Origin of the sequence: Kitasatospora sp. NPDC048298, from assembly GCF_043201465.1 — a bacterium.
GTDB lineage: Bacteria > Actinomycetota > Actinomycetes > Streptomycetales > Streptomycetaceae > Kitasatospora.
The window spans coordinates 1-26,491 of record NZ_JBICYZ010000101.1 but is presented as its reverse complement, the minus strand read 5'-3'; the positions used below and the strand labels follow the sequence as shown (position 1 = coordinate 26,491).

15 protein-coding genes and 1 pseudogene are annotated in these 26,491 nt (G+C 73.7%); 7 read left to right on the top strand and 9 right to left on the bottom strand.

Annotation, left to right across the window (positions count from 1 at the left end):
- Positions 1-103: 103 nt before the first annotated feature.
- From ACGF0D_RS40905 to ACGF0D_RS40895, 3 genes are all read left to right on the top strand, one after another.
- The gene (locus ACGF0D_RS40905; protein WP_392925283.1) at positions 104-8,383 is read left to right on the top strand and encodes an SDR family NAD(P)-dependent oxidoreductase; all 8,280 of its coding nucleotides are present in this window, start codon (positions 104-106) and stop codon (positions 8,381-8,383) included.
- 101 nt (positions 8,384-8,484) lie between these two features.
- Entirely contained in the window at positions 8,485-11,706 is a 3,222-nt protein-coding gene (locus ACGF0D_RS40900) for a type I polyketide synthase (protein WP_392925281.1), read from the top strand.
- A gap of 97 nt (positions 11,707-11,803) precedes the next feature.
- Entirely contained in the window at positions 11,804-12,346 is a 543-nt protein-coding gene (locus ACGF0D_RS40895) for a TetR/AcrR family transcriptional regulator (RefSeq protein ID WP_392875839.1), read from the top strand.
- Positions 12,347-12,429: 83 nt separating this feature from the next.
- Here ACGF0D_RS40895 and ACGF0D_RS40890 read toward each other — a convergent pair whose 3' ends face one another.
- A complete protein-coding gene (locus ACGF0D_RS40890) occupies positions 12,430-12,558 on the bottom strand; it encodes a hypothetical protein (protein WP_392925280.1) in 129 nt (42 codons plus the stop codon).
- Between the two features lie 572 nt (positions 12,559-13,130).
- Here ACGF0D_RS40890 and ACGF0D_RS40885 point away from each other — a divergent pair.
- From ACGF0D_RS40885 to ACGF0D_RS40875, 3 genes are read left to right on the top strand one after another with little or no spacing between them, the layout of a single operon-like run.
- The gene (locus ACGF0D_RS40885; protein WP_392925278.1) at positions 13,131-13,310 is read left to right on the top strand and encodes a hypothetical protein; all 180 of its coding nucleotides are present in this window, start codon (positions 13,131-13,133) and stop codon (positions 13,308-13,310) included.
- A gap of 25 nt (positions 13,311-13,335) precedes the next feature.
- Entirely contained in the window at positions 13,336-15,444 is a 2,109-nt protein-coding gene (locus tag ACGF0D_RS40880; RefSeq protein WP_392925276.1) for a flavin monoamine oxidase family protein, read from the top strand.
- Entirely contained in the window at positions 15,441-17,300 is a 1,860-nt protein-coding gene (locus ACGF0D_RS40875) for an alpha-keto acid decarboxylase family protein (protein WP_392925275.1), read from the top strand. Before ACGF0D_RS40880 ends, ACGF0D_RS40875 begins: the two co-directional genes overlap by 4 nt.
- Positions 17,301-17,425: 125 nt before the next feature.
- Here the strand turns inward: ACGF0D_RS40875 and ACGF0D_RS40870 are convergent, their stop codons facing one another.
- The gene (locus ACGF0D_RS40870; protein WP_045694210.1) at positions 17,426-17,629 is read right to left on the bottom strand and encodes a cold-shock protein; all 204 of its coding nucleotides are present in this window, start codon (positions 17,627-17,629) and stop codon (positions 17,426-17,428) included.
- 503 nt (positions 17,630-18,132) lie between these two features.
- Between ACGF0D_RS40870 and ACGF0D_RS40865 the strand changes: the two genes are divergently transcribed.
- A complete protein-coding gene (locus ACGF0D_RS40865; RefSeq protein ID WP_392925273.1) occupies positions 18,133-18,360 on the top strand; it encodes a hypothetical protein in 228 nt (75 codons plus the stop codon).
- Between the two features lie 373 nt (positions 18,361-18,733).
- Here ACGF0D_RS40865 and ACGF0D_RS40860 read toward each other — a convergent pair.
- The 7 genes and pseudogenes from ACGF0D_RS40860 to ACGF0D_RS40830 form a co-directional block, all read right to left on the bottom strand.
- Positions 18,734-18,862: pseudogene (locus tag ACGF0D_RS40860) on the bottom strand (family 1 glycosylhydrolase); the annotation flags it as partial.
- A 64-nt stretch (positions 18,863-18,926) separates the two neighbouring features.
- On the bottom strand, positions 18,927-19,901 hold the full coding sequence (locus tag ACGF0D_RS40855; RefSeq protein ID WP_392875856.1) for a GlxA family transcriptional regulator: 975 nt from the start codon (positions 19,899-19,901) through the stop codon (positions 18,927-18,929).
- Complete coding sequence (locus tag ACGF0D_RS40850; protein WP_392925271.1) at positions 19,898-20,482, bottom strand: cysteine hydrolase family protein; 585 nt, start codon at positions 20,480-20,482, stop codon at positions 19,898-19,900. The genes ACGF0D_RS40855 and ACGF0D_RS40850 overlap by 4 nt, the downstream gene beginning before the upstream one ends.
- 214 nt (positions 20,483-20,696) lie before the next feature.
- The gene (locus ACGF0D_RS40845; protein WP_392925270.1) at positions 20,697-21,668 is read right to left on the bottom strand and encodes a TolB family protein; all 972 of its coding nucleotides are present in this window, start codon (positions 21,666-21,668) and stop codon (positions 20,697-20,699) included.
- Positions 21,665-22,930 (bottom strand): MFS transporter, encoded by a 1,266-nt coding sequence (locus ACGF0D_RS40840; protein WP_392925285.1) that lies wholly within the window; start codon positions 22,928-22,930, stop codon positions 21,665-21,667. The genes ACGF0D_RS40845 and ACGF0D_RS40840 overlap by 4 nt, the downstream gene beginning before the upstream one ends.
- 2 nt (positions 22,931-22,932) lie before the next feature.
- A complete protein-coding gene (locus ACGF0D_RS40835) occupies positions 22,933-24,237 on the bottom strand; it encodes a discoidin domain-containing protein (protein ID WP_392925268.1) in 1,305 nt (434 codons plus the stop codon).
- A 678-nt stretch (positions 24,238-24,915) separates the two neighbouring features.
- Positions 24,916-26,256 carry a GH1 family beta-glucosidase gene (locus tag ACGF0D_RS40830; RefSeq protein ID WP_392925266.1) on the bottom strand — a complete coding sequence of 447 codons (1,341 nt, stop codon included), beginning with the start codon at positions 26,254-26,256 and terminating at the stop codon, positions 24,916-24,918.
- Between the last annotated feature and the right edge of the window lie 235 nt (positions 26,257-26,491).

The following is a 26,491-nucleotide window of genomic DNA, read 5'->3' as shown; positions in this document are numbered from 1 at the left end:
CAACGCCACCACCCTCCACGCCACCCTCACCCCCACCACCCCCGACACCACCCACCTCACCATCACCGACCCCACCGGCACCCCCGTCCTCACCGTGGGCTCGTTGCACCTCCGGGCGGCCGACCTCACCCCGTCGGCCACCGCCGCCGACCCCGGCCTCGGCCTCTTCCGGGTCGACTGGCAGCCCGTCGCCACCCCGCCGGAGACAGAGCGGGCCGTCACCCGTGCGGTGCTGGGACAGGACGTGATCGGCGTCGTCGCGGCGCTCGGCGGGGACGTCCCGCTCCACGAGGACCTGAACGCGCTGCTCGCCGCCGGGCCCGTACCGGAGGAGGTGCTGTTCGCGGTCAGCCCCGGCCGGCCGGCGCGCGGCACGTACGTCCCGGTGGAGCTTGCCAGGGAGGCCCCGAGCCGAGTCCTGAAGGTCCTCCAGCAGTGGCTCGCGGACGAGCGGTGCAGCCGTTCGCGGCTGGTCGTGGTCACCCGCCACGCCGTCTCCACCCGCTACGACGAGACGATCCGGGACCAGAGCCTGGCGGTCTGGGGCCTGGTGCGCACGGCGGAGCGCGAGCACCCCGGGCGGTTCCTGTTGGTCGACGTGGACCGGGACGAGGCCTCGCACCGGGCACTGGGCCAGGCGCTGACCGTCACCGGGGAGAACCAGCTCGCGCTGCGCCACGGCGCCGTGCTCGCCGCCCGGCTCGGCCGGGAGGCCCCCGGGGGCGGGTTGGCGGAGCCCGCCGGGTCGGCCAACTGGCGTCTCGGCTCGGCGAGTCGGGGCACCCTGGACCACCTGGCGCTGCTGCCCGCCGAGGACCCGGACGCCCCGCTCGGCCCGGGCGAGGTGCGGGTCGGCATCCGGGCGGCGGGCCTGAACTTCCGCGACGTCCTGATCGCGCTGGGCCAGTACCCGGGCGAGGCTCCGATCGCCAGCGAGGGCGCCGGCTACGTCCTGGCGACCGGCCCGGGGGTCGACCGGTTCGCTCCCGGCGACCGGGTGATGGGTCTGTTCGGGTCGGGCGCGGGCGGTCCGGTGGCGGTCACCGACCAGCGGCTGCTGACCAGGGTCCCCGGCCACTGGTCCTTCACGCAGGCGGCCGGCGCGCCAGTGGTGTTCCTCACGGCGCTGTACGCGCTGCACGACCTCGGTGACTACCGGGCCGGCCAGACCGTGCTCGTCCACTCGGCGGCGGGCGGCGTCGGCATGGCCGCGGCCCAGCTGGCCCGCGCCCGCGGCCTGGAGGTGTACGGCACCGCGAGCCCGGCCAAGTGGGACGCGCTGCGCTACCAGGGCTTCGACGACGCCCACCTGGCCAACTCCCGCACCCTGGAGTTCGAGCAGCGGATCCTGGACCTGACCGGGGGCCGCGGCGTGGACCTCGTGCTGGACGCGCTGGTGGGCGAGTTCGTGGACGCCTCGCTGCGGCTGCTGCCGCGCGGCGGCCGGTTCCTGGAGATGGGCAAGGCCGACATCCGCGACCCCGAGCAGGTCCCGCGGGAGTATCCGGGCGTGGTCTACCGGGCGTTCGACCTGATGGAGGCCGGTCCGGACCGGATCGCCGAACTGCTCGCGGAGCTGTCCGCGGGCTTCGAGTCCGGTCAGCTGCTGCCGCTGCCCGTCGAGGCCTGGGACGTGCACCGGGCCGGCGACGCCTTCCGCCAGCTGCGCCAGTCGCGCCACGTCGGCAAGGTGGTGCTGACCCTGGCCAAGCCGCTGGACCGCGACGGCACGGTACTGATCACCGGTGGCACCGGCACGCTGGGCGGCCTGCTCGCCCGCCACCTGGTCACCGAGCACGGCGTCCGGCACCTGCTGCTCACCAGCCGCCGGGGCCCCGACGCCCCCGGCGCCACCGAACTCGCCGCCGGTCTCTCGGCGTTGGGTGCCGAGGTGGAGATCGTCGCCGCCGACCCCGCCGACCGGGAGACCGCCTTCGCCCTGGTCGGCTCGGTCGGGCCGGAACACCCGCTGACCGCCGTGATCCACGCGGCCGGGGTCTTGGACGACGGCACCATCGAGTCGATGACCCCGGAGCGACTGGACGCGGTGGCCCGGCCCAAGCAGGACGCCGCCTGGCACCTCACCGACGCGGTACGGACCCTGGACCTGTCGGCCCTCGTGCTGTTCTCCTCCTTCGCCGGTGTGCTCGGCAACCCGGGTCAGTCCAACTACGCGGCCACCAACTCCTTCCTGGACGGCCTCGCGGCGTACCACCGCAGCAACGGCATCCCCGGCGTCTCGCTCGCCTGGGGCCTGTGGGGCGCCGAGGCCGGGGACGGCTCCGGCGGCGGCATGGCGGGCGCCCTGGACGGCGGGGCGCTGTCCCGGATGGCCGCCGCCGGGTTCGCGCCGCTGGCCCCGGAGCAGGGCCTCGCCCTGTTCGACCAGGCGCTCGACCACGACGAGCCGCTGCTCGTCCCGCTGCGGCTGGACCTCGCGGGGCTGCGCGCCCGCGCCGAGGACCGCTCGCTCGCGCCGCTGCTGCGCGGCCTGGTCCGCACCCCGCTCCGGCGTCCGGCGGTCACCGCTCGGGCGGCCGCGGGCGGCGGCGGTTCGCTGACCGACCGGCTGCGCGAGGCGGACGAGGCCGAACGGGACCGGCTGCTGCTCACCCTGGTCCGGGCCGAGGCCGCGGCCGTGCTGGGCCACGGCGGCGCCGAGTCCGTCGGGCCCGAGCGGGCGTTCAAGGACCTCGGCTTCGACTCGCTGACCTCGGTGGAGCTGCGCAACCGGATCAACAGCGCGACAGGGCTGCGGATGCCGTCCTCGCTGGTCTTCGACCACCCGACCCCGGCCGCCCTGGCGGGCCGGCTGCGCACCGAACTGCTGGACGAGGACGAGGCGGCGCCGGTGAAGGCCGTCGCGGCACCGTCGGCCCCGGCCGAGGACGACCCGATCGCGATCGTCGGCATGGCCTGCCGCTTCGCCGGCGCGGTGGCCTCGCCCGAGGAGCTGTGGCGGCTGGTGGCCGAGGGCCGGGACGGGATCACCGACTTCCCGGAGAACCGCGGCTGGGACACCGAGGCGCTGTACGACCCGGACCCGCAGCGGACCGGCACCTCGTACACCCGTCGGGGCGCCTTCCTGACGGACGCCGACCGGTTCGACGCGGCCTTCTTCGGCATCAACCCGCGCGAGGCGACCGCGATGGACCCGCAGCAGCGGCTGCTGCTGGAGACCGCCTGGGAGGCCGTCGAGCGGGCGGGCATCGACCCGACCGCCCTGCGCGGCAGCGACACCGGGGTCTTCGCGGGCGTGGTCGCGGGCGACTACGTGACCAGGCTCGGGCACTCGCCGGAGAGCGTCGAGGGCTACCTGGCGACCGGGACGACGGCCAGCGTCGCCTCGGGCCGGATCGCCTACACGCTCGGCCTGGAGGGCCCCGCCGTGTCCGTGGACACCGCCTGCTCCTCCTCGCTGGTGGCGCTGCACCTGGCGGCGCAGTCCCTGCGGGCCGGCGAGTGCTCGCTCGCCCTGGCCGGCGGTGCGACCGTGCTCTCCGGACCCACCAGCTTCGTGGAGTTCAGCCGCCAGCGCGCGCTGTCCGCCGACGGCGTGTGCAAGGCCTTCTCCGACGACGCGGACGGCACCGGCTGGGGTGAGGGCGCGGGCCTGCTCCTCCTGGAGCGCCTGTCCGACGCCCGCCGCAACGGCCACCCGGTGCTCGCCCTGGTCCGGGGCACCGCCACCAACCAGGACGGCGCCAGCAACGGCCTGACCGCGCCGAACGGGCCCAGCCAGGAGCGGGTCATCCGCCAGGCCCTCGCCAACGCCCGGCTGACGGCCGACCAGGTGGACGCGGTCGAGGCCCACGGCACCGGCACCCGCCTCGGCGACCCGATCGAGGCGCAGGCCCTGCTGAACACCTACGGCCGCGCCCGCGACACCGAACACCCGCTCTGGCTCGGCTCCCTGAAGACCAACGTCGGCCACACCATGGCGGCGGCGGGGGTCGGCGGCGTGATCAAGATGGTCATGGCGATGCGGCACGCGACCCTCCCGCGCACCCTGCACGTCAGCGAGCCCACCAGCCACGTCGACTGGTCCGACGGCACCGTCCGACTGCTCACCGAGGCACAGCCCTGGCACCCCGAGGGCGACCGGCCGCGTCGCGCCGCCGTCTCCTCCTTCGGCATCAGCGGCACCAACGCCCACGTCATCCTCGAACAGCCCGTCGGGGAACCGGAGCCGGCCACCGGGTCGGCGGAGCTTCCGCTGCTGCTCTCGGCCCGGAGCGCCGAGGCGCTGCGCGAGCAGGCCGGGCGGCTGACCGCCTTCCTGGCCGAGCAGCCCGAGCCGCGGTCCGTCGCCGTCGCCCGCGCCCTCGCCGCCCGCACCCGCTTCGACCACCGCGCCGTCGTCCTCGGCCAGGACCGCGAGAGCCTGCTCGCCGGACTGCGGGCGCTCGCCGACGGAGTGGAGACCCCGGGGGTGGTCACCGGCGGCACGGTCGGCGACCAGCCGGGCCGGGCGGTGTTCGTCTTCCCCGGCCAGGGCAGCCAGTGGGCCGCGATGGGCCGCGAACTGCTCGACTCCGACCCGGAGTTCGCCCGCTACCTGGGCGAGTGCGCCGAGGCGCTGGCCCCGCACACCGACTGGGACCTGCTGGAGGTGCTCACCGAGGCGCCCGGCGCGCCGGGCCTGGACCGGGTGGACGTGGTGCAGCCCGCGCTGTTCGCCATGATGGTCTCGCTGGCCAAGCTGTGGCGCCACCACGGGGTGGAGCCGGCCGCCGTGATCGGCCACTCCCAGGGCGAGATCGCCGCCGCCCACCTCGCCGGCGCGCTGAGCCTGGCGGACGCCGCCAGGATCGCCGCGCTGCGCAGCCGGACCATCACCCGGCTGGCCGGGACCGGCGGCATGCTGTCGGTGCAGGCACCGGCCGCGACCGTCGCCGAACGACTCGGCAAGGGGCTCGGCAAGGGCGAGGACGCGCACGTCGCCGCCGTGAACGGCCCTGCGGCGACCGTGGTGTCCGGGGCGCCGGAGGCACTGGCGGCGCTGCGGGACGCCTTCGAGGCCGACGGCGTCCGGGCCCGGCTGATCCCGGTGGACTACGCCTCGCACTCCCCGCACGTGGACACGCTGGAGGAGGAGCTGCGGACGCTGCTGGCCGCCACCGCGCCCACCCCGGGCGACGTCCCGTTCTACTCGGCCGTCACCACCGAGCCGCTGGCCGGCACGGAGCTGGACGGAGCGTACTGGTTCCGCAACCTGCGTGAGCCGGTGCGCTTCGAGGAGACGGTGCGACGGCTGCTCGACCACGGGCACACCGCCTTCATCGAGGTCAGCCCGCACCCGGTGCTGACCACGGCGGTGCAGGACACCATCGAGGCCGCGGGCGCGGCAGCCGTCGCGCTGGGCACCCTGCGGCGTGACCAGGGCGGTCCGGAGCGCTTCGCGCTCTCGCTCGCCGAGGCGCACGTCAGCGGCACCTCCCCCGCCGCCTGGGCGCCCGCCACACCCGCCGCGCCCGGCACCGCCGTACCGGAGCTGCCGACCTACCCGTTCCAGCGGGAACGCCACTGGCTGGAGGCTACGCACACGGCGGTGGACGCCGACGGACTCGGCCTGGACCGGGCCGGGCACGCCCTGCTCGGCGCGAGCGTGCCGCTCGCGGACGGCGACCAGCTGGTGCTGACCGGCCGGATCTCCGTCCCGACCCACCCCTGGCTGGCCGACCACGCCGTCGAGGGCACGGTGCTGCTGCCCGGCACGGCCTTCGTCGACCTCGCGCTGCACGCGGCCGAGCTCGCCGACCCGGAGGCCGAGGTGCCCGCTGTGGAGGACCTGGTGCTGGAGGCGCCGCTGGTGCTCGCCGGACGGGACGCGGTGACCCTCCAGGTCAGCGTCGGCGCCCCGGAGGAGGGTGGCCGACGGCCCGTCGGGGTGCACTCCCGGACGGCCGGCGCCCCCGGCTGGACCCGGCACGCCGCCGGCTTCCTCGCCCCCGGCGACCCGACGGCCCCCGGCGGGTCGCCAGCCCCCGGCGGCCTGCCCTGGCCGCCGCCCGGAACCGCGGTCGACCTGTCGACGGCGTACGACGAACTGGCCGCGCAGGGCTACGCGTACGGACCGGTGTTCCAGGGCCTGACCGGCCTGTGGCGCGACGGCACCGACCTCTACGCCGAGGTGACCCTGCCCGAGGACACCGACGCCACCGGCCACACCGTGCATCCGGCGCTGCTGGACGCGGCGCTGCACGCGCTGGCGCTCGGAGCGCCGGACGGCGGGCAGGGCCCCCGGCTGCCGTTCTCCTTCGCCGGACTGCGGCTGTACGGGCGCGGCGCCACGGCGCTGCGGGTGCGGCTCACCCCGGCCCAGGACGGCACGGTGGCACTGAGCGCCGCCGACGCCTCGGGCGCCCCGGTGGCCGAGCTGGCGGCGCTGGCGCTGCGGCCGGTGACGGCCGAACAGCTCGCCGCGCTGCGAGCGGGCGCCGAGGGCGGCGCGCTGCCGCTGCACACGGTGGAGTGGACCGCACTGCCCGCCGGCCCCGCCGCGCCCGCCCCGGCGCCGGGCGCCTGGACGGTGCTCGGTGCCCCGGCCGTCGCCGACCTGCTCGGCGCCCCGGCCTTCACCGACCTGGCGGCGCTGCGCACGGCCGTCGAGGACGGCGCGGCGCCGGCCCCCGAGGTGGTGGTGGCCGCACTGCCGCCACTGGCCGGCTCCGGCCCGGAGGAGACCCGGGCCGCGCTCGGCGGGCTGCTCGCACTGCTGCGCAGCTGGCTGGACGACGAGCGCTTCACCGCCTCGACGCTGGTGCCGCTGGTGCCGGGCGGCGCCGTCGGGGACGCCGACGCGGCGACGCCCGCGGCGGCCGCGCTGTGGGGCCTGCTGCGCACCGCGCGGACGGAGAACCCGGACCGGCTGGTGCTGGTGGACCTCGACCCGGCCGACGAGGCCGCCGTCCTGGCCCTGCCGACCGCCCTGGCCTCCGGCGAGTCCGAACTGGCCGTGCGGGCCGGCACGGTGTCCGTCCCCCGGCTGGCCGCCGCCCCGGCGCAGCCCGCCGGCCACCCGTGGGCGGGCGCGGCCGACGGCACCGTCCTGATCACCGGCGCGACCGGCACCCTCGGTGCCCTGGTGGCCCGCCACCTGGTCACCGAGCACGGCGTCCGGCACCTGCTGCTGACCGGCCGACGCGGCCCCGCGGCCCCCGGCGCCACGGAACTCGCCGAGGAGCTGGCCGAGTTGGGGGCCGAGGTACGGATCGAGGCCTGCGACGCAGCCGACCGGGACGCCCTCGGCGCCCTGCTGGCCTCCGTCCCGGCCACCCGGCCGCTCACCGCGGTGGTGCACGCGGCCGGGGTGCTCGACGACGGCGTCCTGCAGTCGCTGACCCCGGAGCGGCTGGCCACCGTGCTGGCCGCGAAGGCCGACGCGGCCCGGCACCTGCACGAGCTGACCCTGGAGGCGCCGCTGTCGGCGTTCGTCCTGTTCTCCTCGCTCGCCGGGGTCACCGGTGCCGCCGGCCAGGCCAACTACGCCGCCGCCAACGCCTACCTGGACGGTCTGGCCCGGCTGCGCGGCTCGCTGGGCCTGCCCGCCACCTCGGTGGCCTGGGGCCTGTGGGCGGACGCCAGCGGCCTGACCGGCCACCTGGACGCCCGGGAACGGGACCGGATGGGCCGCACCGGCGTGGCACCGCTCTCGACGGAGGACGGCCTCGACCTGTTCGACCGGGCACTGCGCTCCACCGCACCCGCCCTGGTCGCGGCCAGGCTGGACACCGGGGCGCTGCACCGCCAGGCGGCGGCGGGCCTGCTGCCCCCGCTGTTCGGCGGTCTCGTCCGGCGCACGGCGCGACGCGGCACCGTGCAGCCGGCCAGGTCGCTGGCCGAGCGGCTGGCGGCGGTGCCGCAGGCACAGCGGGAACGGCTGGTGCTCGACCTGGTCCGGGACACCGCCGCGCTGGTCCTCGGGCACGCGGACTCCTCGGCGGTCGACGACGAGCAGTCCTTCAAGGAGCTGGGCTTCGACTCGCTGACGGCGGTGGATTTCCGCAACCGGTTGAACGCGGCGACCGGCGTACGGTTGCCCGCCACCGTGGTCTTCGACCACCCCTCTCCCGCGGCGCTGGCGGCCCGGCTGCTCACCGAGGCGGAGCCCGCCCGGTCCGCCGCCTCGGCACCGGAGTTCGGCGGCTCGGCGCTGGCGGGGCTGGACGCGCTGGAGAAGCTCCTGGTGCGGACGCCGGAGGAGGACCCGGCGATCCGGGCGGAGATCGGCCGCCGACTGCGCGAGTTGCTGCGCGGCTGGGAGTCGGAGCAGACCGGCGGCGCGGAGGCCGACGTGGCCTCGCGCATCCAGTCCGCCTCGGCCGCCGAGATCCTCGATCTGATCGACAGCGAGTTCCGCGGAAAGGGCGGATCGCGATGACCAAGGACCCGGCCCCTGCCACGACCCCGGCCCCTCCCAAGACCCCGACCCCTCGCACGGCCCCGGAACGAACGACTGCGGAAGAGACGGCGAGCACACCGATGAGCAACGAGGAGAAGCTGGTCGACTACCTCAAGTGGGTCACCGCCGACCTGCACGAGACGCGACAACGGCTCGCAGAACTGGAGGCGGCCGCCCAGGAGCCGGTCGCGATCGTCGGCATCGGCTGCCGCTACCCCGGCGGCATCCGCGGCCCCGAGGACCTCTGGCGGGTCGTCGACTCCGGCACCGACGTCATCGGGGACTTCCCCGACGGGCGGGGCTGGGACGTCGACACGCTGTACGACGCCGACCCGGACCGGCCCGGCACCTCGTACACCCGCCACGGCGCCTTCCTCCCGGACGCCGCCGAGTTCGACGCCGGCTTCTTCGGGCTGAGCCCGCGCGAGGCACTGGCCACCGACCCGCAGCACCGACTGCTGCTGGAGACCACCTGGGAGGCCTTCGAGCACGCCGGGCTGGACCCGCACACTCTGCGGGGCAGCCGGACCGGGGTGTTCGCGGGCCTGATGTACAGCGACTACGCGGCCCGGCTTCCGTACGTCCCCGAGGAGTTGGAGGGGTTCATCGGCAACGGCACGGCGCCGTCGGTGGCCACCGGTCGGATCTCGTACACCTTCGGCTTCGAGGGCCCGGCGGTCACCGTGGACACCGCCTGCTCCTCCTCGCTGGTGGCGCTGCACCTGGCGGTGCAGTCGCTGCGGCAGGGCGAGTGCTCGCTCGCCCTGGCCGGGGGCGCCACGGTGCTGACCACGCCGGGCCTGTTCACCGAGTTCAGCCGCCAGCGGGGGCTGTCCGCCGACGGCCGCTGCAAGTCCTTCGCGGCCGCCGCGGACGGTACGGGCTTCGGCGAGGGCGTGGCGCTGCTCGTGCTGGAGCGGCTGTCCGACGCCCGCCGCAACGGCCACCGGGTGCTGGCGGTGGTCCGCGGAAGCGCCGTCAACCAGGACGGCGCCAGCAACGGCCTGACCGCGCCCAACGGCCCGGCCCAGGAGGCGGTGATCCGCCAGGCGCTGGCCAACGCCCGCCTCACCCCGCAGGACGTGGACGCGGTCGAGGGGCACGGCACCGGCACCACGCTGGGCGACCCGATCGAGGCCCAGGCGCTGGTCAACACCTACGGCCGTGAGCGCGACCCGGGACGACCGCTGTGGCTGGGCGCCCTCAAGTCGAACATCGGGCACACCCAGGCCGCCGCCGGGGTCGCGGGCATCATCAAGGTGGTGATGGCGCTCCGGAACGGACGCCTGCCGCAGACCCTGCACGTGGACGAGCCGAGTCCGCACGTCGACTGGACCGGCGGGGTGCGGCTGCTGACCGAGCCGCGGCCCTGGCCTGCGGCCGAGCGCCCGCGCCGCGCCGCGGTGTCCTCCTTCGGGATCAGCGGCACCAACGCGCACGTGATCGTGGAGGAGGCGCCGGCCGTCGAGTCCGCACCGGCGGAAGCCGCGGAATCGGCGGAAGGTGCGGAAGCCGCCGGTGCGCGTTTTCCGCTGGTGCCGTGGGTGTTGTCCGGACAGGGCCGCCCCGCCCTCGCCGGGCAGGCCGCCCGGCTGCTCGACCACCTGCGCGCGCACCCCTCGTACGAGCCCGCCGAGGTGGCCCGGGCCCTGACCGCCCGCAGCGCGTTCAAGGACCGCGCGGTGGTGGTCGGCGAGGACCCCGAGGAACTGCTGCGCGGCCTGGAGACCCTCGCCGCGGGTGGCGCGGCCGCGTCGGTGGTCACCGGGCGGGCGGACCGCGGGGCCGGGACGGCCTTCCTGTTCACCGGCCAGGGCAGCCAGCGACTCGGCATGGGCCGGGAACTGTACGGCAGCCACCCCGAGTTCACCGCCGCCTTCGACGAGGTGTGCGCGCTGTTCGACCGACGGCTGGAACGACCGCTGCGCGAGGTGGTGTTCGCCGCGCCCCGCACCCCGGAGGCGGAGCTGCTGCACTCCACCCGCTACGCGCAGGCGGCGCTGTTCGCGCTGGAGACCTCGCTGTACCGGGTGCTGGAACACCACGGCCTGGTCCCGGACTTCGTGCTCGGGCACTCGGTCGGCGAGGTGGCCGCGGCCCACGCGGCCGGGGTGCTGGGCCTGGCGGACGCGGTGACCCTGGTCGACGAGCGTTCCCGGCTGATGCAGTCGGCCCGCTCGGACGGCACGATGCTGTCGGTGCAGGCCTCCGAGGAGGAGGTCCGCGCGTTCCTGGACGCGGACGGTGGCGGACGCTTCGCCGGGCGGCTGGAGATCGCGGCGGTCAACGGCCCGCAGGCGGTGGTGCTCTCCGGTGACGCCGATGCCGCCGCCGAGGCCCTGGCGCACTGGCGCGGCAACGGCCGCAAGACCAAGCGGCTGCGGGTCAGCCACGCCTTCCACTCCCCGCACATGGACGGCATCCTGGCGGAGTTCGGCCGCGCGATCGCGGGCCTGACGTTCCGACCGCCGACGATCCCGCTGGTGTCCAACCTGACCGGACGACCGGGCACCGCGGAGGAGTTGGGCAGCCCCGAGTACTGGGTGCGGCAGGTGCGCGGGGCGGTCCGCTTCCACGCGGGCGTCCGGTACCTGGCCGGGCAGGGCGTGCGGATCCTGCTGGAGCTCGGACCGGACGGGGTGCTGTCGGCGATGGCCGGGCAGAGCCTGCCCGCCGAACCACTGGTCCTCACCCCGGTGTTGCGCGCCGACCGCCCGGAGGGGCGGACCCTGCTGGCCGCGCTCGGCCTCGCCTGGGCCCACGGCCGACCGGTGGACTGGCACCGCCCCGTCCCCACGGACGGCACCGGCGCGCTGCCGCTGCCGACCTACGCCTTCCAGCGCCGCGGCTACTGGCTGCACGGCCCCGCCCGGCACGCCGACCCGGCCTCCGGGCGGGTCGCCGCGACCCCGGCGCCGGACGGTTCCCCCGTTCTCCCCGAGGCCCTCGGGGAGAACGCCGACGCCCCCGGGGGGACCGTCCTGCGCCGGCAACTCGCCGCCCTGGAAGCCGACGCGGAGCGCGAGACGCTGCTGCTCGACCTGGTACGGGGCTCGGCCGCCTCGGTGCTGGGGTACGAGTCGGTCGAGGAGATCGCGGCCGACGTCTCCTTCCTGGACGCCGGATTCACCTCCTTCACCGGCCTGGAGCTGCGCAACCTGCTCTGCGCGGCGACCGGCCTGGACCTGCCCGCGGTGATCGCCTTCGAGCACCCGACCCCGGCGGGCCTGGCGAAGCGGCTGCTCACCGAACTGACCGAGGAGGCCTCCGCCGCCGGGGAGGACGGGTCGGCCGACGGGTAGCACGGGCTAGAATCCGGGGAAAGGCCCCGGTACGGTGCTGCCCCCACGACCGGCGGGGGCAGCACCACGCCCAGTACGGCTAGAAGAAGGTGGCACCATGCGCGCAGACGCCCGCCGCAACTACGAGCGACTCCTCGCGGAGGCCAAGTCGGCCTTCGAGCAGCACGGCACCCAGGCCTCGCTGGACGACATCGCCCGCCAGGCCGGCCTGGGCAACGCGACGCTCTACCGCCACTTCCCCACCCGGGAGAGCCTGCTGGAGACGATGCTGCGGGACAGCCTCAAGGAACTCGGCGACACCGCCGAGGAACTGATGACCACCAAGTCCCCGGGCGAGGCCCTCGCCGCCTGGGTGCGCGCGGCGGTCGCGCACGCCACCCTCTACCGCGGCCTGGTCACCATGCTGATGGAGAGTCTCAAGGACGAGGCCTCCGACCTCAACAGCGCGTGTACCGCGATGCAGTCCTCCGGCCGCCTCCTGCTCGAACGCGCCCACCTCGCCGGTGAGGCCCGCCAGGACGTCACCGCGAACGGCCTCTTCACCCTGATCGCCTCCGCCGCCTGGGCCCGCGAGCACGCCCCCGAGGACAGCGACCAGGTCCTCGCCGTCCTCATCGACGGCCTCCGGCCCCGCCCCTGAGCCGCCCCCTCCCGCGGGACCGACCCCGGCCCGTCGAACCGGCTGTCGTCCGGCCGGCTGTCGTCCGGTCGGCCGGAGACCGGTCACGGCCGGTGGCCGAGCCCGTCCGGCACCTCGACGGTGGCGCCCGTGGCGAGCCCACCCGGCGCGACGACCGCGAGGCCGTCGGCGAGGGCCGGACCGCGCAGCATCGCCGGGCCGTCGAACGGCAACGGCACAGCGGCGCGGGCCGTGAGCTCCGTCAGCGGCCCGGCAAGGATGCGGCCGAGGACCCCGGAGAGGTCGGCGGGTGACGGCGGGCAGTGGCCGGCCCGCGCTGTTCCGGGCGGTCGCCCGCACCCGCTCCCACGGCATCCGGTGGGCGGCGGTGCCGTGTCGGTGCCGTACGCCGTGCGCGATCCGCTCGGGGAGCCCGTGACTCATGCCGCCCCCGCCTCCTCGGGTCGCTCCGCCACCCAGCGCCCGGCCGGTGCGGACACCGCGCGGTCGGCCTCCGTGACCGCCTCCACGGCGCTGCCGGGCCCCGTCGGCCGACCACCCGCCCGGAACCACCGGGCCACTCGCCGCCGCACGGCACTCGCCGGCGGGAGGCCCCACCGACGCCGTGCGGCTTCCGGCGCATACCTGCGCGGAAGCGCTGCGCCTGGCTACGCTGCGTGACCCCGCCGAGAGGCCGACCTCCGGTTGACAGGCCTCTCGACGACGAAGCTACGTTGAGTAGCACACCTCTCGCATGTTGTGACCAGCGCTGCCCGTCCCGCACCCCGCCGCTCGGAGCCCGACCATGACCAGAGCCCCCACCCGTCCCACCGCCGTGCCGTCCATCGAGCAGTTACCCCAACCGAAGCCGCGCACGAACACCGACACCCAGGGGGACGCGCTCGACGCCTTCACCCCCTCGATCAGCACGCTGCGCCTGCTCGCCGAGGGCAGAGACCTCCCCAACAAGCCGGTCGGCTCCTGACCCCCGAGCGCTCCGAGGAGACACCATGGAGAACCCCGCCATCAACGGCGCCACCAACGAACGCGCCCGCCAGCAGACCTGCCGGCAGCTGGCGCGCGAACTGCTGCTGGTCGGTCCGGACGACAAGGACCTGAAGCTGCGCTACCTCGACGTCCTGATCAAGGACGGCATCCCGGAGACGGACGAGTCCAAGGACGTGCTGATCGTCGGCGCGGGCATCGCCGGCCTGGTCGCCGGGAAGCTGCTCAAGGACGCCGGACACAACGTCACCATCCTGGAGGCCAACGCCAACCGGGTGGGCGGGCGGATCAAGACCTTCCGCTCCACCGACGACGAGGTGGACGGCCCGTTCTACGACCCGGAGCAGTACGCCGAGGCCGGGGCGATGCGGCTGCCCAGCTTCCACCCGCTCACCCTGGCCCTGGTCGACAGCCTCGGCCTGCAGCGGCAGCTCTTCTTCAACGTCGACGTCGATCCGGACACCGGCAACCAGAACGCGCCCGTGCCGCCGGTGGTCTACGAGTCCTTCGAACCCGGGAAGGTGTGGACGTACGGCGCGGACAGCCCGGACTTCCGCGAGCCGGCCAAGCGCTTCAACTCGTGGATCCGCGCCAACCGGATCCAGGCCCGGCGCAGCGAGTACACCGCCGACCCAAGCTGCGTCAACGAGGGCTTCCACCTCACCGGCGACGAGGTGCGGATCGCCGCCGCCGACATGGTCAACCAGGCACTCGAACCGGTCCGCGACTACTACTCGGTGATCAAGGACGGCAAGCGTGAGAACAAGCCGTTCGCCGAGTGGCTGGACGGCTGGGCCCGGGTGATCCACGACTTCGACGGCTACTCGATGGGCCGCTTCCTGCGCGAGTACGCGGGCTTCAGCGACGAGGCCATCGAGGCGATCGGCACGATCGAGAACATGACCTCGCGGCTGCACCTGTCCTTCTTCCACACCTTCCTGGGCCGCAGCGACATCAATCCCAAGGCCACCTACTGGGAGATCGAGGGCGGCAGCTGGAACCTGCCCCACGCGCTCGCCGAGGAGCTCCGGACGGAGCTGCGGATGGGCGAGCGGATGATCCGGATGGAGTACTGGGACACGCGCCGGGACGGCGGGGGCGCCCGGAGCGTCGGCCCGAACGGGCCGCAGGTCGCCGTCATGACCGTTCCCGAGCACGACCCGGAGGCCGAACCCACCGTCTGGACGGGCGACTTCGCGATCGTGACGGTCCCGTTCTCCGCCCTGCGGTTCGTCCAGGTGACGCCCCCGTTCTCGTACAAGAAGCGCCGGGCGATCATCGAAACCCACTACGACCAGGCCACCAAGGTGCTGCTGGAGTTCTCCCGCCGCTGGTGGGAGTTCACCGAGGCGGACTGGAAGGTCGAGCTCGACTCCATCGCGCCCGGCCTGTACGAGTACTACCAGCGGGCCGGCGAGGAGGACGCCGAGGCGGCCGTGGCCGCCGCCCACAACGGCCACCGGCCCCCGCGCAACCTGCCGGAGGTGCTGCTCGGCGCGCACGCGAGCGTGGACGAGCGCCGGATCAACCAGGGCCAGCGGGAGGCCTACCGGCACACCCCGCTGCTCCGGGCGAGCGTGCGCCCGGCCACCAACTGCTTCGGCGGCGGCTCGACCACCGACAACCCGAACCGCTTCATGTACTACCCCTCGCACCCGGTGCCCGACAGCGACGGCGGCGGTGTGGTGCTGGCCGGCTACAGCTGGTCGGACGACGCGGTGCGCTGGGACTCCATGGAGGACGACGAGCGGTACGTCTACGCGCTGCGCAACCTCCAGTCGGTGCACGGCCGGCGGATCGAGGTGTTCTACACCGGCTACGGGAAGACCCAGAGCTGGCTGCGCGACCCGTACGCGTTCGGCGAGGCGGCGGTGTACACCCCGCACCAGATGACCAGTTTCCACCTCGACGCGGTCAAGCCGGAAGGCCCGGTGTACTTCGCCGGCGAGCACGTCTCGCTCAAGCACGCCTGGATCGAGGGCGCGGTGGAGACCGCCGTGCGGGCGGCCATCGCCGTCCACGAGGCGCCACCGCCACCGCCCCCGGCGGAACCGGAGATCCGGCCCGAGGTGCGGGTCCGCGGGGAGCGTCGACAGGAGGCGATGAGCAGATGAGCGGCGAGCACGAATGGACGGTGGCCCGTTACCTGGCCACCAGACTGGAGCAGTTGGGCATCCAGTACCTGTTCGGGGTGCCGGGCGACTTCCTCGGCCCGTTCCTGACGATCATGCAGTCCACCACCAAGGTGCGCTGGATCGGCACCCCGACCGAGATGGGTGGCGGCTACGCCGCGGACGCGTACGCCCGGGTGCGGGGCGCCGACGCCGACCCGGACAAGGACGAGGTCGGCATCGGCGCGGTCGCGGTGACCTACGGGGTGGGCGCGTTCAGCCTGCTCAACACCATCGGCGGCGCGTACGTCGAGGACGTGCCGCTGATCGCGATCAACGCGGCGCCCTCGTACGAACAGTGGCTCAACCAGCAGGCGGTCGGCCTGCTCACCTCGCACATGAGCCCGCGCCGGGAGAGCAACCTGGACGTCTACCGGCAGGTCACGGTGGACGCGCAGGTGCTCTCCAACCCGGGGCTCGCGCCCTGGCAGATCGACAGCGCGATCACCGCGTGCCTGACCGAGCGCAAGCCCGTCTACCTGGAGGTGATGGAGGACCTCTGGCACGCGCCGTGCGAGCCGCCGCAGGGTGAACTCCGGTCTCACGAGCGGGTGCCCACCAAGCGGAACGAGGAGATGCTGGCCAAGGCGGTCGAGGCGGCGGTGGAGCTGATCGGGAAGTTCGGCACGCCGATCGTCTGGGCCGGCGAGGAACTCGTCCGCCAGCGGCTGGAGGCCGAGCTGTCGGAGTTCGTGCAGGCCACCCGGATGCAGTTCTGCACCACGGTCGGCGCGAAGTCCGTGGTCTCCGAACGGCATCCCCTGTTCGCCGGCGTCTACAACGGCAAGGCGAGCCTGCCGGAGATCCGGGAGACCTTCAAGAACGCCGGGTGCCGGATCGGCCTGGGGACCTGGTCCACGTCCAAGAACCTCGGCGGCGAGCAGTCGATCGGCGACGACTGGATCGTGGCGGCCCGCGGCGGTGTCAGCGTCGGCGCCACGTACTTCCCCGAGGTCCGACTCGGCCGGTTCATCACGGCGTTGCGCAACGCGCTGCAGGGACAGACCTTCCCGGCCGACCACTTCGCGCTGGCCCACGCGGCGGGCCTGGACGTCCCGGCCACCACGGCCGAGTTCCTGGAGTCGCTGAGCACCGACCGATACCCGGAGGAGCTCACGTACGACAGCTTCTTCGAGCACGTCAACCACTTCCTGGAGCACCAGGCCACCGGTGGGGACCCGCAGGCCCCCTCGCCGTTCACGGTGGTCTCGGACGCGGCGTTCGCGCTGATCGGTTCGATGAACCTGCGGATCACCGAGCGGGCCGGCTTCCTGGCGCAGAACAGCTGGCTGTCCATCGGCTACTCGGTCGGCGCGGCCACCGGCGTGGCACTGGGCCGGCAGAAGCCGCTGAAGCGGCCGCTGGTGTTCGTCGGGGACGGCTCGTTCCAGGAGATCTGCCAGGAGCTGTCCACCCATGTGCGCCACCACCTGCGGCCGGTGGTCTTCGTCCTGGACAACGAGGGCTTCTACGGCATCGAGCAGATGCTGGTCAGCCCCTGTTACTACAAGGACAAGCCGTCCGACGGCGCCGACTTCTACAACGTGCTGCACCCGTGGCGGTACGAGAAGCTGGCCGAGGTCTTCGGCACGGACAAGGACCGGATGCACGGGTACGAGCTCACCACCCACACCGAGCTCGAATCGCTCCTGCTGGACATCGCCGACCCCGGCAACGACATCAACCACGCGCCGATCCTGGCCCGCGTCCGGCTCAGCCGGCACGACTACCCGAGGGCGCTCCAGTACAAGATCGACGAGAAGTGCCTCGCGGCCGGAGGCGGCCCCGCGCGGGGGTGACCGCCGCCGCGAAGCCAGGGGCCTGAGCGGCTGGGAACGCGTCGTGGCGCGATGCCAAGGGGCCCGCACCGGGCGTGTGCTCGGTGCGGGCCCCTCACTGCTTGGCGGGTGCCGTGGCAGAAGAACTACAGCGGGCGAATGTTCTCGGCCTGCGGGCCCTTCTGGCCCTGCGTGACGTCGAACTCGACCTTCTGGCCCTCGAGCAGCTCACGGAAGCCGTTGGCGTTGATGTTCGAGTAGTGGGCGAAGACGTCGGGGCCGCCACCCTCCTGCTCGATGAAGCCGAAGCCCTTTTCCGAGTTGAACCACTTCACGGTGCCATTAGCCATTAAGAAATCTCCTTCAAGAGGCTGTCCGAAGCGCGCACAGCGCACGCCTCGAGTCGCCGCGGGAAGCACCCACCCGGGAAGAGCCGGGAAACAAAAATACGCCTGCGAATACATCAGCAGGCGCACACAAAGTTCATGGGAACCACTACTGCAACTAAAACGACTCTAGCAGGCCCGAGCGCGCTGCGGGCGAATTTTTCAACCCCGGTTTCGGAGAGATGCCCCCGGGGTCGCCGAACCGGAGCCGCCATGGGCATCAACACGCCTTGCCGGCAGTCTCGTTGCCACGACCCCGAGGTGTCGGCGCCGAGGGCCCGGAAGGATGATCCCCGCGGGCACGGCGAGGCCGGCCCTCGTCCCGACAGTCACCGCGCAACCGATCACGCCGCGCGCCGGCACCGCTCAGGGGCGTACCGGACGGCGCCCGCCGCATTACGCCCCACTCGAACTCGAGTGCGCCGAAAAGGGCCCGCTCCCGTGACTTCCGGCGCATACTGGAGGGGATGAAAGAATTCAGAGGAGCCCGCCGCCCACTGCCCAACAGCCCCTTCAAGGCCCCACCGCAGGTGCCCCGCAAGCATTTCGCCGTCGGTGACCGGGTCACCCACGACAGGTACGGCCTCGGCCGGGTCGTCGGCGTCGAAGGCGACGGCGACATCGCCGTGCTCGTCGACTTCGGTTCGCAGCAGGCACGCATCTCCCCGCCGTACAGCGCGCTGTTCGTACTCTGACCCGGCCGCCCCCGGCTCCCGCGCCCATGGTGCACACGCCACCGGGCGGAGCGCCCGGTGGCGTTGCCAGGTGGCGGGTCGGGGGTGTCCGTGCGGGCGGATTCCGACGGGCATCGATCAGCACAGCGCCCACCGCGCGGTGGACCGACACCCGGCCAACGCCGACTCGGCGAAACATCCACTTCCTGGCGCGGGCCGGATGCGGCGTGATCGCCGAACCGCCCGTGGGTGAACCACGGGGAATGGGTCACGGACCTGTCGAACACCCTGTCTTCTGCCGCGCAGCCGCGGCATGGCTGTTGCGAACCATGCACCTGGGCTGCCCTTCAAGAGTTGCCGAGAGGCCGCATACTCCGCAGCAGATGGATGCCGACTACCGCGCTTGAAGCGCACGATGGGCGGCGATCCGGTCGCGGTACCAGGCGTACGAGGCCTTCGGGGTGCGCCGCTGCGTCGTGAAGTCGACGTGGACGAGGCCGAAGCGTTGGTGGTAGCCCTCAGCCCGTCGGACAGGCTGTCATTGTGGCAAGACCTTGACCGAAAGGCACTGGCTCCCATCAAGTCAACTATCCGACGGAGGAGTTGACGCACTCTGCCAGCCCGTCCACGCCGCGGACCGCACCGGCGTGGACGACTCCGGCGCGGGCGCGCAGGCGGCGGAGCATCCGGGCGTCCTGGAAGCCGGCCGCGCGGGCGGCGGCCTCCGTGGTGGCGCCGTGCGCGATGAGGTGCTCTGCCCGCTCGACGCGCAGTTCCTGCTGGTAGCGCAGCGGGGTGAGTCCGGTGGCCTCGGTGAAGTGGCGGGTGAGGGTACGCTCGCTGACGCCCGACGCGCCGGCGAGGTCGGCGAGGCTGAGCCGGGCGGTGAAGCGGGCGTCGATCAGGTCCTGCACCCGGTGGACGGCGTCGACCAAGTGGGCGCGGTGCCGAAGCATCACGCTGACCTGCCGCTCGTCGCCGTTGCGGCGCGCGTAGACGACCATCTCCCGCGCGATCCGGGCGGCCGCTGCCGGCCCGTGCCGGACGGCGACCAGATGCAGGGCCAGGTCGATGCCGCTCGCGATGCCGGCCGAGGTCACCACCCGGTCGTCCACCACGTACAGCACGTCGCGCACTACCACCGTCCTCGGGTAGCGGCGAGCCAGTTCGTCCTGGAGGTCGTGGTGCGTGGTGCAGCGGCGCCCGTCCAGCAACCCCGCCCGGCCGAGCGCGTCCGCGCCCGCGCAGACGCTGGCGACCGTACCGCCGGCGGCGTGGTGGGCGGCCAGCCGCTCCAGCGTCGCCGGGGAGAGCTCCCCGTGTGCCCGCAGCGTCGACGCCCGCCAACCGGGGACCACGATCAGGTCGTCCGGCGTGAGCCGGGGCCACTCGGCGGAAGCCCGCAGCGTGAGCCCCTGCGCCGTGGGGACGTCCTCCTGCTCGGCCACGTAGCCGACCGCGTAGCCGAGCCCGTGGTCGGCCGCCGTCGAGAACACCTGGGCGGGCCCGGCGAGGTCCAGCAGGTGCAACTGCGGGACCAGCAGGAAGACGACACGGGTCACGATCCGGTCAACTCCTTCACAGTGGTGACGGTGGCGAAGCGGCCCGCCAGAGCGTACTCGGTACGGGCGATGATCTCCTCCGTGGAGAGCGTGCGCGGATCGGCAAGGATCTCGTCGAGACTGCGCCCGGCAGGCGCGTCGCGATGCTCGATCGGATGGGTGGCGGTCGCGTCGACCACGAACGTGACGGCGTAGCCGAGGTCGGCCGCCACCCGGGTGGTGGTCTCACAGCACTGCTCGGTGCGAATGCCGCTGACCACCAGTTCGCGGATCGCTTGCCGGGTGAGCAGCTGCTGCAGGTTGGTGGTGGTGAACGCGTTGTGCGAGGTCTTGGTGACGACCGGCTCACCCTCCATCGGCGCCAGCCCCTCCATCAGGCGGACGTGACCGAGGGCTGGGTCGAACACCGTCCCGGTGCCGGGCTCGGCGTGCAGGACCCAGACGACGAGGTCGCCCTTGGCCCGGGCGTGCTCGACGAGCCGGGCAACCTGCCCGACGATCCCGGGGTTGGAGACGGCCGCCCAGTTCTCGCGGCGGCGGAAGGATTCCTGGACGTCGATGACGAGGAGTGCGTTGGTCATGCCTCGATCCTCACCGCCGCGGGGTGCCCGGATGAAGACCCCATCGGGCCTGGATGCGGAACGATCCGGTCAGGGCGGGCTGAATGAGCGGCCGGAACGGACGCCGTCCAGGCCGGTAGGCCGCGGGCGCCGTTGCGGGGCTCCGCGGTGGGGGTTGGTGATGCCGCCGAGCACCCCACCGAGCGGTAGGGGCTGCGCGGCGCCGGCCGCCGGGTCATTTCGACGCCGCCGGAACGGTCACCGGCGACGAACCGCCGGGCACCAGCAGGTGCGGCGTCCCGCTGCCGTCCGCCGGCACGCTCCAGACGTCGGTGCCCTTCCCGTCCTGGGCCGGCAGCGCGTACCCGAGCGTCTCCCCGTCGAGCCAGGCCGCCTGGTCGTCCACGCTGCGCGACTCGGCCAGCGGGTGCTCGCGCAGTCCCGCCAGTTCCAGGACGTGGAGCCGCCAGGGCGCCGCCGGGTCGGCCGAGATCTTCTTCTTGAAGGCGATCCGGGTACCGTCCGGCGAGAGCGAGGGGCACTCGACGTTCTCCCGCAGTGTGCGGGCCGACCACGCCCGGAGGTCGCCCTCGACCAGGTGGGTCCGGCCGCCGGTCGAGACGGTGGCGTAGAAACGGTTGTCGTCCGAGGCGAAGTTGACGCCCCAGTAGTTGACGTCAGCGGCGTGGTGGCGGGCACCGTCGACGGTCAGCGGGATGGACTCGACCGACTTGACCAGATAGCCGGTGCGCAGGTCCAGGATCGACGTCCGGGTGGAAAAGGTACCCGCCGCGTAAGAGTCCCCCACGGCGAAGGTGGTCCAGGAAAGCAGTTGCCCGGAGGCCGACACCCGGGCCCGGTTCGGGATCCCGGGCACCGTCACCGTCTGGAGCTCGGTGAACCGTCGGTCGTACACCACCGCTTGGGTACGCGCCGGGGTGCCGGGCAGCGCCCGCAGGCACAGGGCCCGGTCTCCCCCGGCGTGGAAGCGGACACAGGACGGCCCGTCCGGCACCCCCGGGCTGCGGGCGACCCGCCCGCTGGCGGTGTCCCGGTAGTAGAGCCCGGGCTCGTCCAGGGTGAACGAGCTCTCCGCGGCGACGAGCCGCTGCCCGCCGTTGCGCTGCCGGGCGTGCAGCACGTACCCCAGCGAACCGCCCAGCAGTACCAGAGCGGCTGCGATCAGCACCACTGGACGCGCCTTCACGAGGCCTCCCTCTCCGGCAGGATCCGCCATGCTGCGACAAGTGCGGCGGCCAGCCCGAGTGCGGCCACCGCCAGGGCCGGGCGCGGCCCCCACCACGTCCAGGCCGCACCGAAGCCGGCCGCACCGACCAGCCGAGCGAGCGCCTGGCCGGTCTGCAGCACCGCGAGGCCGCTCGCGCGGCCGTCGAGCGGCAGCACCGGCCCGGCCAGTGCCATCAGCACGCCGTCCGTGGCGGCGTAGAAGACGGCGAGGAGCACCAGGACGAGTACGGCCGCCGGCCATCCCGGCGGGGCCATCAGGGTGAGGTAGGCGGCGAGCAGCGCGGCGTGCCCGCAGAGGAACGGAATGCGTCTCCCGGTCCGGTCCGCGATCCGGCCTGCCGGTACGGCCAGCAGCAGGTAGCCGGCCGCGGCGCCGAGCGGCATCAACGGGAAGAGCAGGGGCGGCAGGTCCAGGCCGCGTTGCAGCAGAAGGTAGAGGAAGGAATCGCCGATCGTCGCTGCCCCCAGTAGTGCGGCGGCCGTGACGACCCGCCGGAACACCGGGTCGCCGAGTGCCCTGCTCCTCCTCCTTCCGGTGAACGTCGACTCGGCGGCCGCTACCGCCGCCCCGGCCACCCCGGCCCCCGGCACCGCCCCCGCCGGGACGAACAGGACCAGCACCAGCACGCCGAACAGCCCGATGGCGAAGCTGACCACGAAGACCGCGTCGTACGCGTCCGTAGTCGCCCACAAAACCGCGAACGCGACCAGGGGTCCGAGCAGCGCCCCCGTGGTGTCCATCGCCCGGTGCACTCCGAACGCCCGGCCGAGCTCCTCCGGCGGTGCGCTGAGCGAGATCATCGCGTCCCGCGGCGCGGTCCGCACGCCCTTGCCGAGCCGGTCGGCGGCCAGCGCGGCGGCGATGCCGCCGGCCGCCCCGCCGGCCAGCAGCAGCCCGAGCCGCGAGAGCGCCGAGAGCAGGTAGCCGGCCCCGGCGACGGTCCGGTGCCGGCCGCCGCCGCGGTCGGCGAGCCTGCCTCCGAGCAGCCGGACCACCGCCGTGGCGCCGTTGAACAGCCCGTCGAGGAAGCCGAATTGCAGGGGTGAGAGGCCGAGGCCCAGCACCAGGTAGAGCGGCAGCACGGCGGTGACCATCTCCGAGGAGACGTCGGTGACCAGGCTGACCGCGCCGAGCGCGATGACCGTGCCGGGGACGCGCCGCCCCTGCCCGGCGGGGCGGGGCGGCGCGTCCGGACGGCGGCCGGTGGTGGCCAGGTACATCATCAGTGGCAGCTGTACTTCGGACTGGTGTCCTTGACCTGGCCGTCCGTTCCGACGTAGCTCCAGCCGTAGCCGGAGTCGGTGAAGTCCAGCTTCAGCACGCCGTACTCGCCGCTGATCCGCTTCTGGCTGTTCGGCTGGACCTGCTCGATCGGGTACGGCTCCGCGCCGCCCATGCCGCCGACGATCTCCACGATCCCGTCCGCGGTGGCCTTCCCGTCCGGGTCCTGCGGGGCGAACCGCTCGTAGTGGTGGTCGTGCCCGTTCAGCACCAGGTCGGCCTTGGCGCCGTAGAGGATCTTCCACACGGGCCGGGAGACCGGGTCGTTGCCGTGCCCGCCCGAGGAGTACAGCGGGTGGTGCCAGTAGGCGGCCACGCACTTCTTCGCGTTGGCCGCGAGGTCGGCCTTGAGCCAGTCGATCTGGGCGCTCTGGTCGAAGGCGTTGGAGTCCAGGGCGACGAAGTGCCAGTTGCCCTCGTCGAAGCTGTACCAGCTCTTTCCCTGCGGGTAGGCGATGCTGCCGAAGTACGCCTTGTACCCGGCGAGCGACCCGGCCGGGTCGTAGGTCTCGTGGTTGCCCGGCACCGGGTGGGTCTTCGCCTTGAACGCCCCCCAGGTCTTGTCGTAGTAGTTGCGGAAGTCCGCCAGCCGGGCGTCGTCGTACTGGTTGTCACCCATCGTCAGGTAGAACCTCGGGTTGATCCGCTGGGCCAGCGCGGCCGTCTTCGGATGCGCACAGCCGCTGTCCGAGGCGGTGCACTGCGCGGCGATGTCGCCCGCCGCCACCACGGTGAACGCCCCACCCGGCGTGGTGCCGGTCGGTGACGGGCCGGTCGGTGACGGGCCGCCGTCCGGCACCCCGTACACCTGCATCTCGAACAGCGAGTACCCGTACGACGTCCCGCGCGCCGTCCCGTACATCCGGACGTAACGGCCCCTGGCGCCCAGCCCCGGCCAGTCGTCCGTCCCGCCGTTCCCGGCCTTCTCCTCCGCCACCGTCGTCCAGGTCACGCCGTCCGCCGACACCTCGACCCGGTACGCCTTCGCGTAGGCGGCCTCCCAGCTCAGCTTCACCCGCGAGATCCCCGCGCTCCCTCCGAGGTCCACCAGCAGCCACTGCGGGTCCGCTCCCTCCGCACTCGCCCACCGCGTGGAGGTGCTCCCGTCGAACGCCTTCCCCGCCGCGTACGACGACCCCTCGGCGGACGAGGCCGTCGCGGCCTTCCCCTGCGAGATCAGCGGATCGCCCGCCGCCCCCGCCCGCTCGGACCAGCCGAGCAACAGGCCGCCGAGCAACGCGAGCACAGCGGCGAATACTCCGACACGAACAGGCCTTGCCGAGACACCCAGACGCATCCCTGACTCCATGACCTTGAGAAACGGCGAGAGCTGGACTCCGGTCCACACCACACGAACTCACCGGGAAGCGGCGTCACACCGCCGCGGCGGCCGGGTCAGAGCTCTCACTGAGCGCGTCACGCCCCTCCTGCACGGACGCCGCGCCAAGCCGCCAGCCGACAGCGTAATAGAAAGTAAAGTTCCCTATCAATAGGGCGGCGACGCCGTACCGCCGCCCGCATCGTCCCGCCGCCCGGCCCGAGTGCCTTACAAGGCAGCTTGATTGACGGTCCGTCATGATCCACCGCCGCAGACCGTTCCCTGGTGCCGCGACGCGATCGCGGCACCAGGGGTACGAGGCCTTCGGCGTGCACGCCGCACTGGCCGACTTCGTCCGGCCGTGCTCGGCCCCGCCGCTCACAGAGCGCACATGAGTCGCTCACAACCCGCAGGGAAGGACCAGGTCATGGCCTCCAGTGCGCCCCGCCGCCCGGCGCAGCCGCCGAACTCGATCACGGCCCCGGTCCCCGACCGATCTGTCCGACCTCGATCCACGCCGGCGCGCCGACCGTCAGAGCGCGAAAGACAGCCCGGCATCGGCGTCAAGGCTGGCATCAGCGGCCTGAGGCGCCCGGCAACCCAGGCCTAACGAGCCCACCGCGCCCGGTGGGCGGCGATCAGGTCGCGGTACCAGGCGTACGAGGCCTTCGGGGTGCGCCGCTGCGTGGCGAAGTCGACGTGGACGAGACCGAAGCGTTGGTGGTAGCCCTCGGCCCATTCGAAGTTGTCGAGGAGGGACCAGGTGTAGTAGCCGCGGACGTCGATGCCCTCGGCGGCGGCCCGGGCGAGGGCGTCAAGGTGGGCGGCCATGAAGTCGATGCGGGGCTGGTCGGGTTCGACGGACTCCTCGACGGAGCAGCCGTTCTCGGTGACGGTGAGGGGCGGGAGGGCCTTGCCGTAGGTGTCGCGGAGGTCGAGGAGGAGGCGGGTGAGGGCGTCGGGGACGACGGGCCAGCCGAAGGCGGTGTGGGGGACGTCGGGGATGTCGACGAGGTCGAAGGGCAGGCCGGGTTCGGTGGGCGCGGCGACGCGGGTGGGGTTGTAGAAATTGAGGCCGAGGCCGTCGAGGCCGGGTGTGTGGATGAGGTCGAGGTCGCCGTCGCGGACGGCGCCGAAGATGTCGTCGGGGACGCCGAGGGCGGAGAGGTCGGGGTAGCGGCCGAGCAGGGCGGGATCGGTGAACAGCCGGTTGTGGAGGGCGTCGTAGGCCTGGGCGGCGGCCGTGTCCTCGGCGGAGTCGGAGGCCGGCTCGACCGGGGTGAGGTTGTTGGAGAGCATCACCTCCAGCCCGCGCTCGTGGAGGATCGAGGCGGCCAGGCCGTGGCCGAGGAGCTGGTGGTGGGCGGCCGGGAGGGCCTCGAACATCAGGGTGCGGCCCGGGGCGTGGGTGCCCAGGGCGTAGCCGAAGACGGTGTGGACGAAGGGCTCGTTGAGGGTGATCCAGGCGGGGACGCGGTCGCCGAGGCGGTCGGCCATGACGGTCGCGTACTCGGCGAAGCGGTACGCGGTGTCGCGGTCGAGCCAGCCGCCGTCGTTCTCCAGGCCCTGCGGGAGGTCCCAGTGGAAGAGGGTGGGGAGCGGCGTGATGTCGGCTTCCAGCAGTGCGTCCACCAGCCGGTCGTAGAAGGCGAGTCCGGCCGGGTTGACGGCACCGGCGCCGGTCGGCAGGACGCGGGACCAGGAGACGGAGAAGCGGTAGCCGTCCAGCCCGAGGCCCTTCATCAGGGCGATGTCCTCGGGGTACCGGTGGTAGTGGTCGCAGGCCACCGCGCCCGTGTGGCCGTCGCGGACGGCTCCCGGCCGGGCGGCGAAGGTGTCCCAGACGGAGGGCCCGCGGCCGTCCTCCTCCACCGCCCCCTCGATCTGGTAGGCGGCGGTGGCGGCACCCCAGCGGAATCCCGCCGGCAGGTCGTAGCGGTCCGGCATGACAGCCTCCTGACGTAAACGTGAGGGACACTCATGTTACTGGCGCGGCATCGAAACGCCAGAGGGCGACCGGCTGACGGTAGCCGCCGACGATCGAGAAGGGACCGCTCGCCGCGGGGGGGGGGGGGGGGGGCCGGGGGGCCCCCCCCCCCCCCCCCCCCCCCCCCCCCCCCCCCCCCCCCCCCCCCCCCCCCCCCCCGCCCCCCCCCCCCCCGCCCCCCCCGCCCCCCCCCCC

Bases quoted from the DNA above. Each gene is read 5' to 3' on its own strand.
- ACGF0D_RS40840 (WP_392925285.1), bottom strand. From the start codon at position 22,930: ATGTACCTGGCCACCACCGGCCGCCGTCCGGACGCGCCGCCCCGCCCC.
- ACGF0D_RS40865 (WP_392925273.1), top strand. From the start codon at position 18,133: ATGAAAGAATTCAGAGGAGCCCGCCGCCCACTGCCCAACAGCCCCTTC.
- ACGF0D_RS40830 (WP_392925266.1), bottom strand. From the start codon at position 26,256: ATGCCGGACCGCTACGACCTGCCGGCGGGATTCCGCTGGGGTGCCGCC.
- ACGF0D_RS40885 (WP_392925278.1), top strand. From the start codon at position 13,131: ATGACCAGAGCCCCCACCCGTCCCACCGCCGTGCCGTCCATCGAGCAG.
- ACGF0D_RS40850 (WP_392925271.1), bottom strand. From the start codon at position 20,482: ATGACCAACGCACTCCTCGTCATCGACGTCCAGGAATCCTTCCGCCGC.
- ACGF0D_RS40870 (WP_045694210.1), bottom strand. From the start codon at position 17,629: ATGGCTAATGGCACCGTGAAGTGGTTCAACTCGGAAAAGGGCTTCGGC.
- ACGF0D_RS40880 (WP_392925276.1), top strand. From the start codon at position 13,336: ATGGAGAACCCCGCCATCAACGGCGCCACCAACGAACGCGCCCGCCAG.
- ACGF0D_RS40900 (WP_392925281.1), top strand. From the start codon at position 8,485: ATGAGCAACGAGGAGAAGCTGGTCGACTACCTCAAGTGGGTCACCGCC.
- ACGF0D_RS40875 (WP_392925275.1), top strand. From the start codon at position 15,441: ATGAGCGGCGAGCACGAATGGACGGTGGCCCGTTACCTGGCCACCAGA.
- ACGF0D_RS40895 (WP_392875839.1), top strand. From the start codon at position 11,804: ATGCGCGCAGACGCCCGCCGCAACTACGAGCGACTCCTCGCGGAGGCC.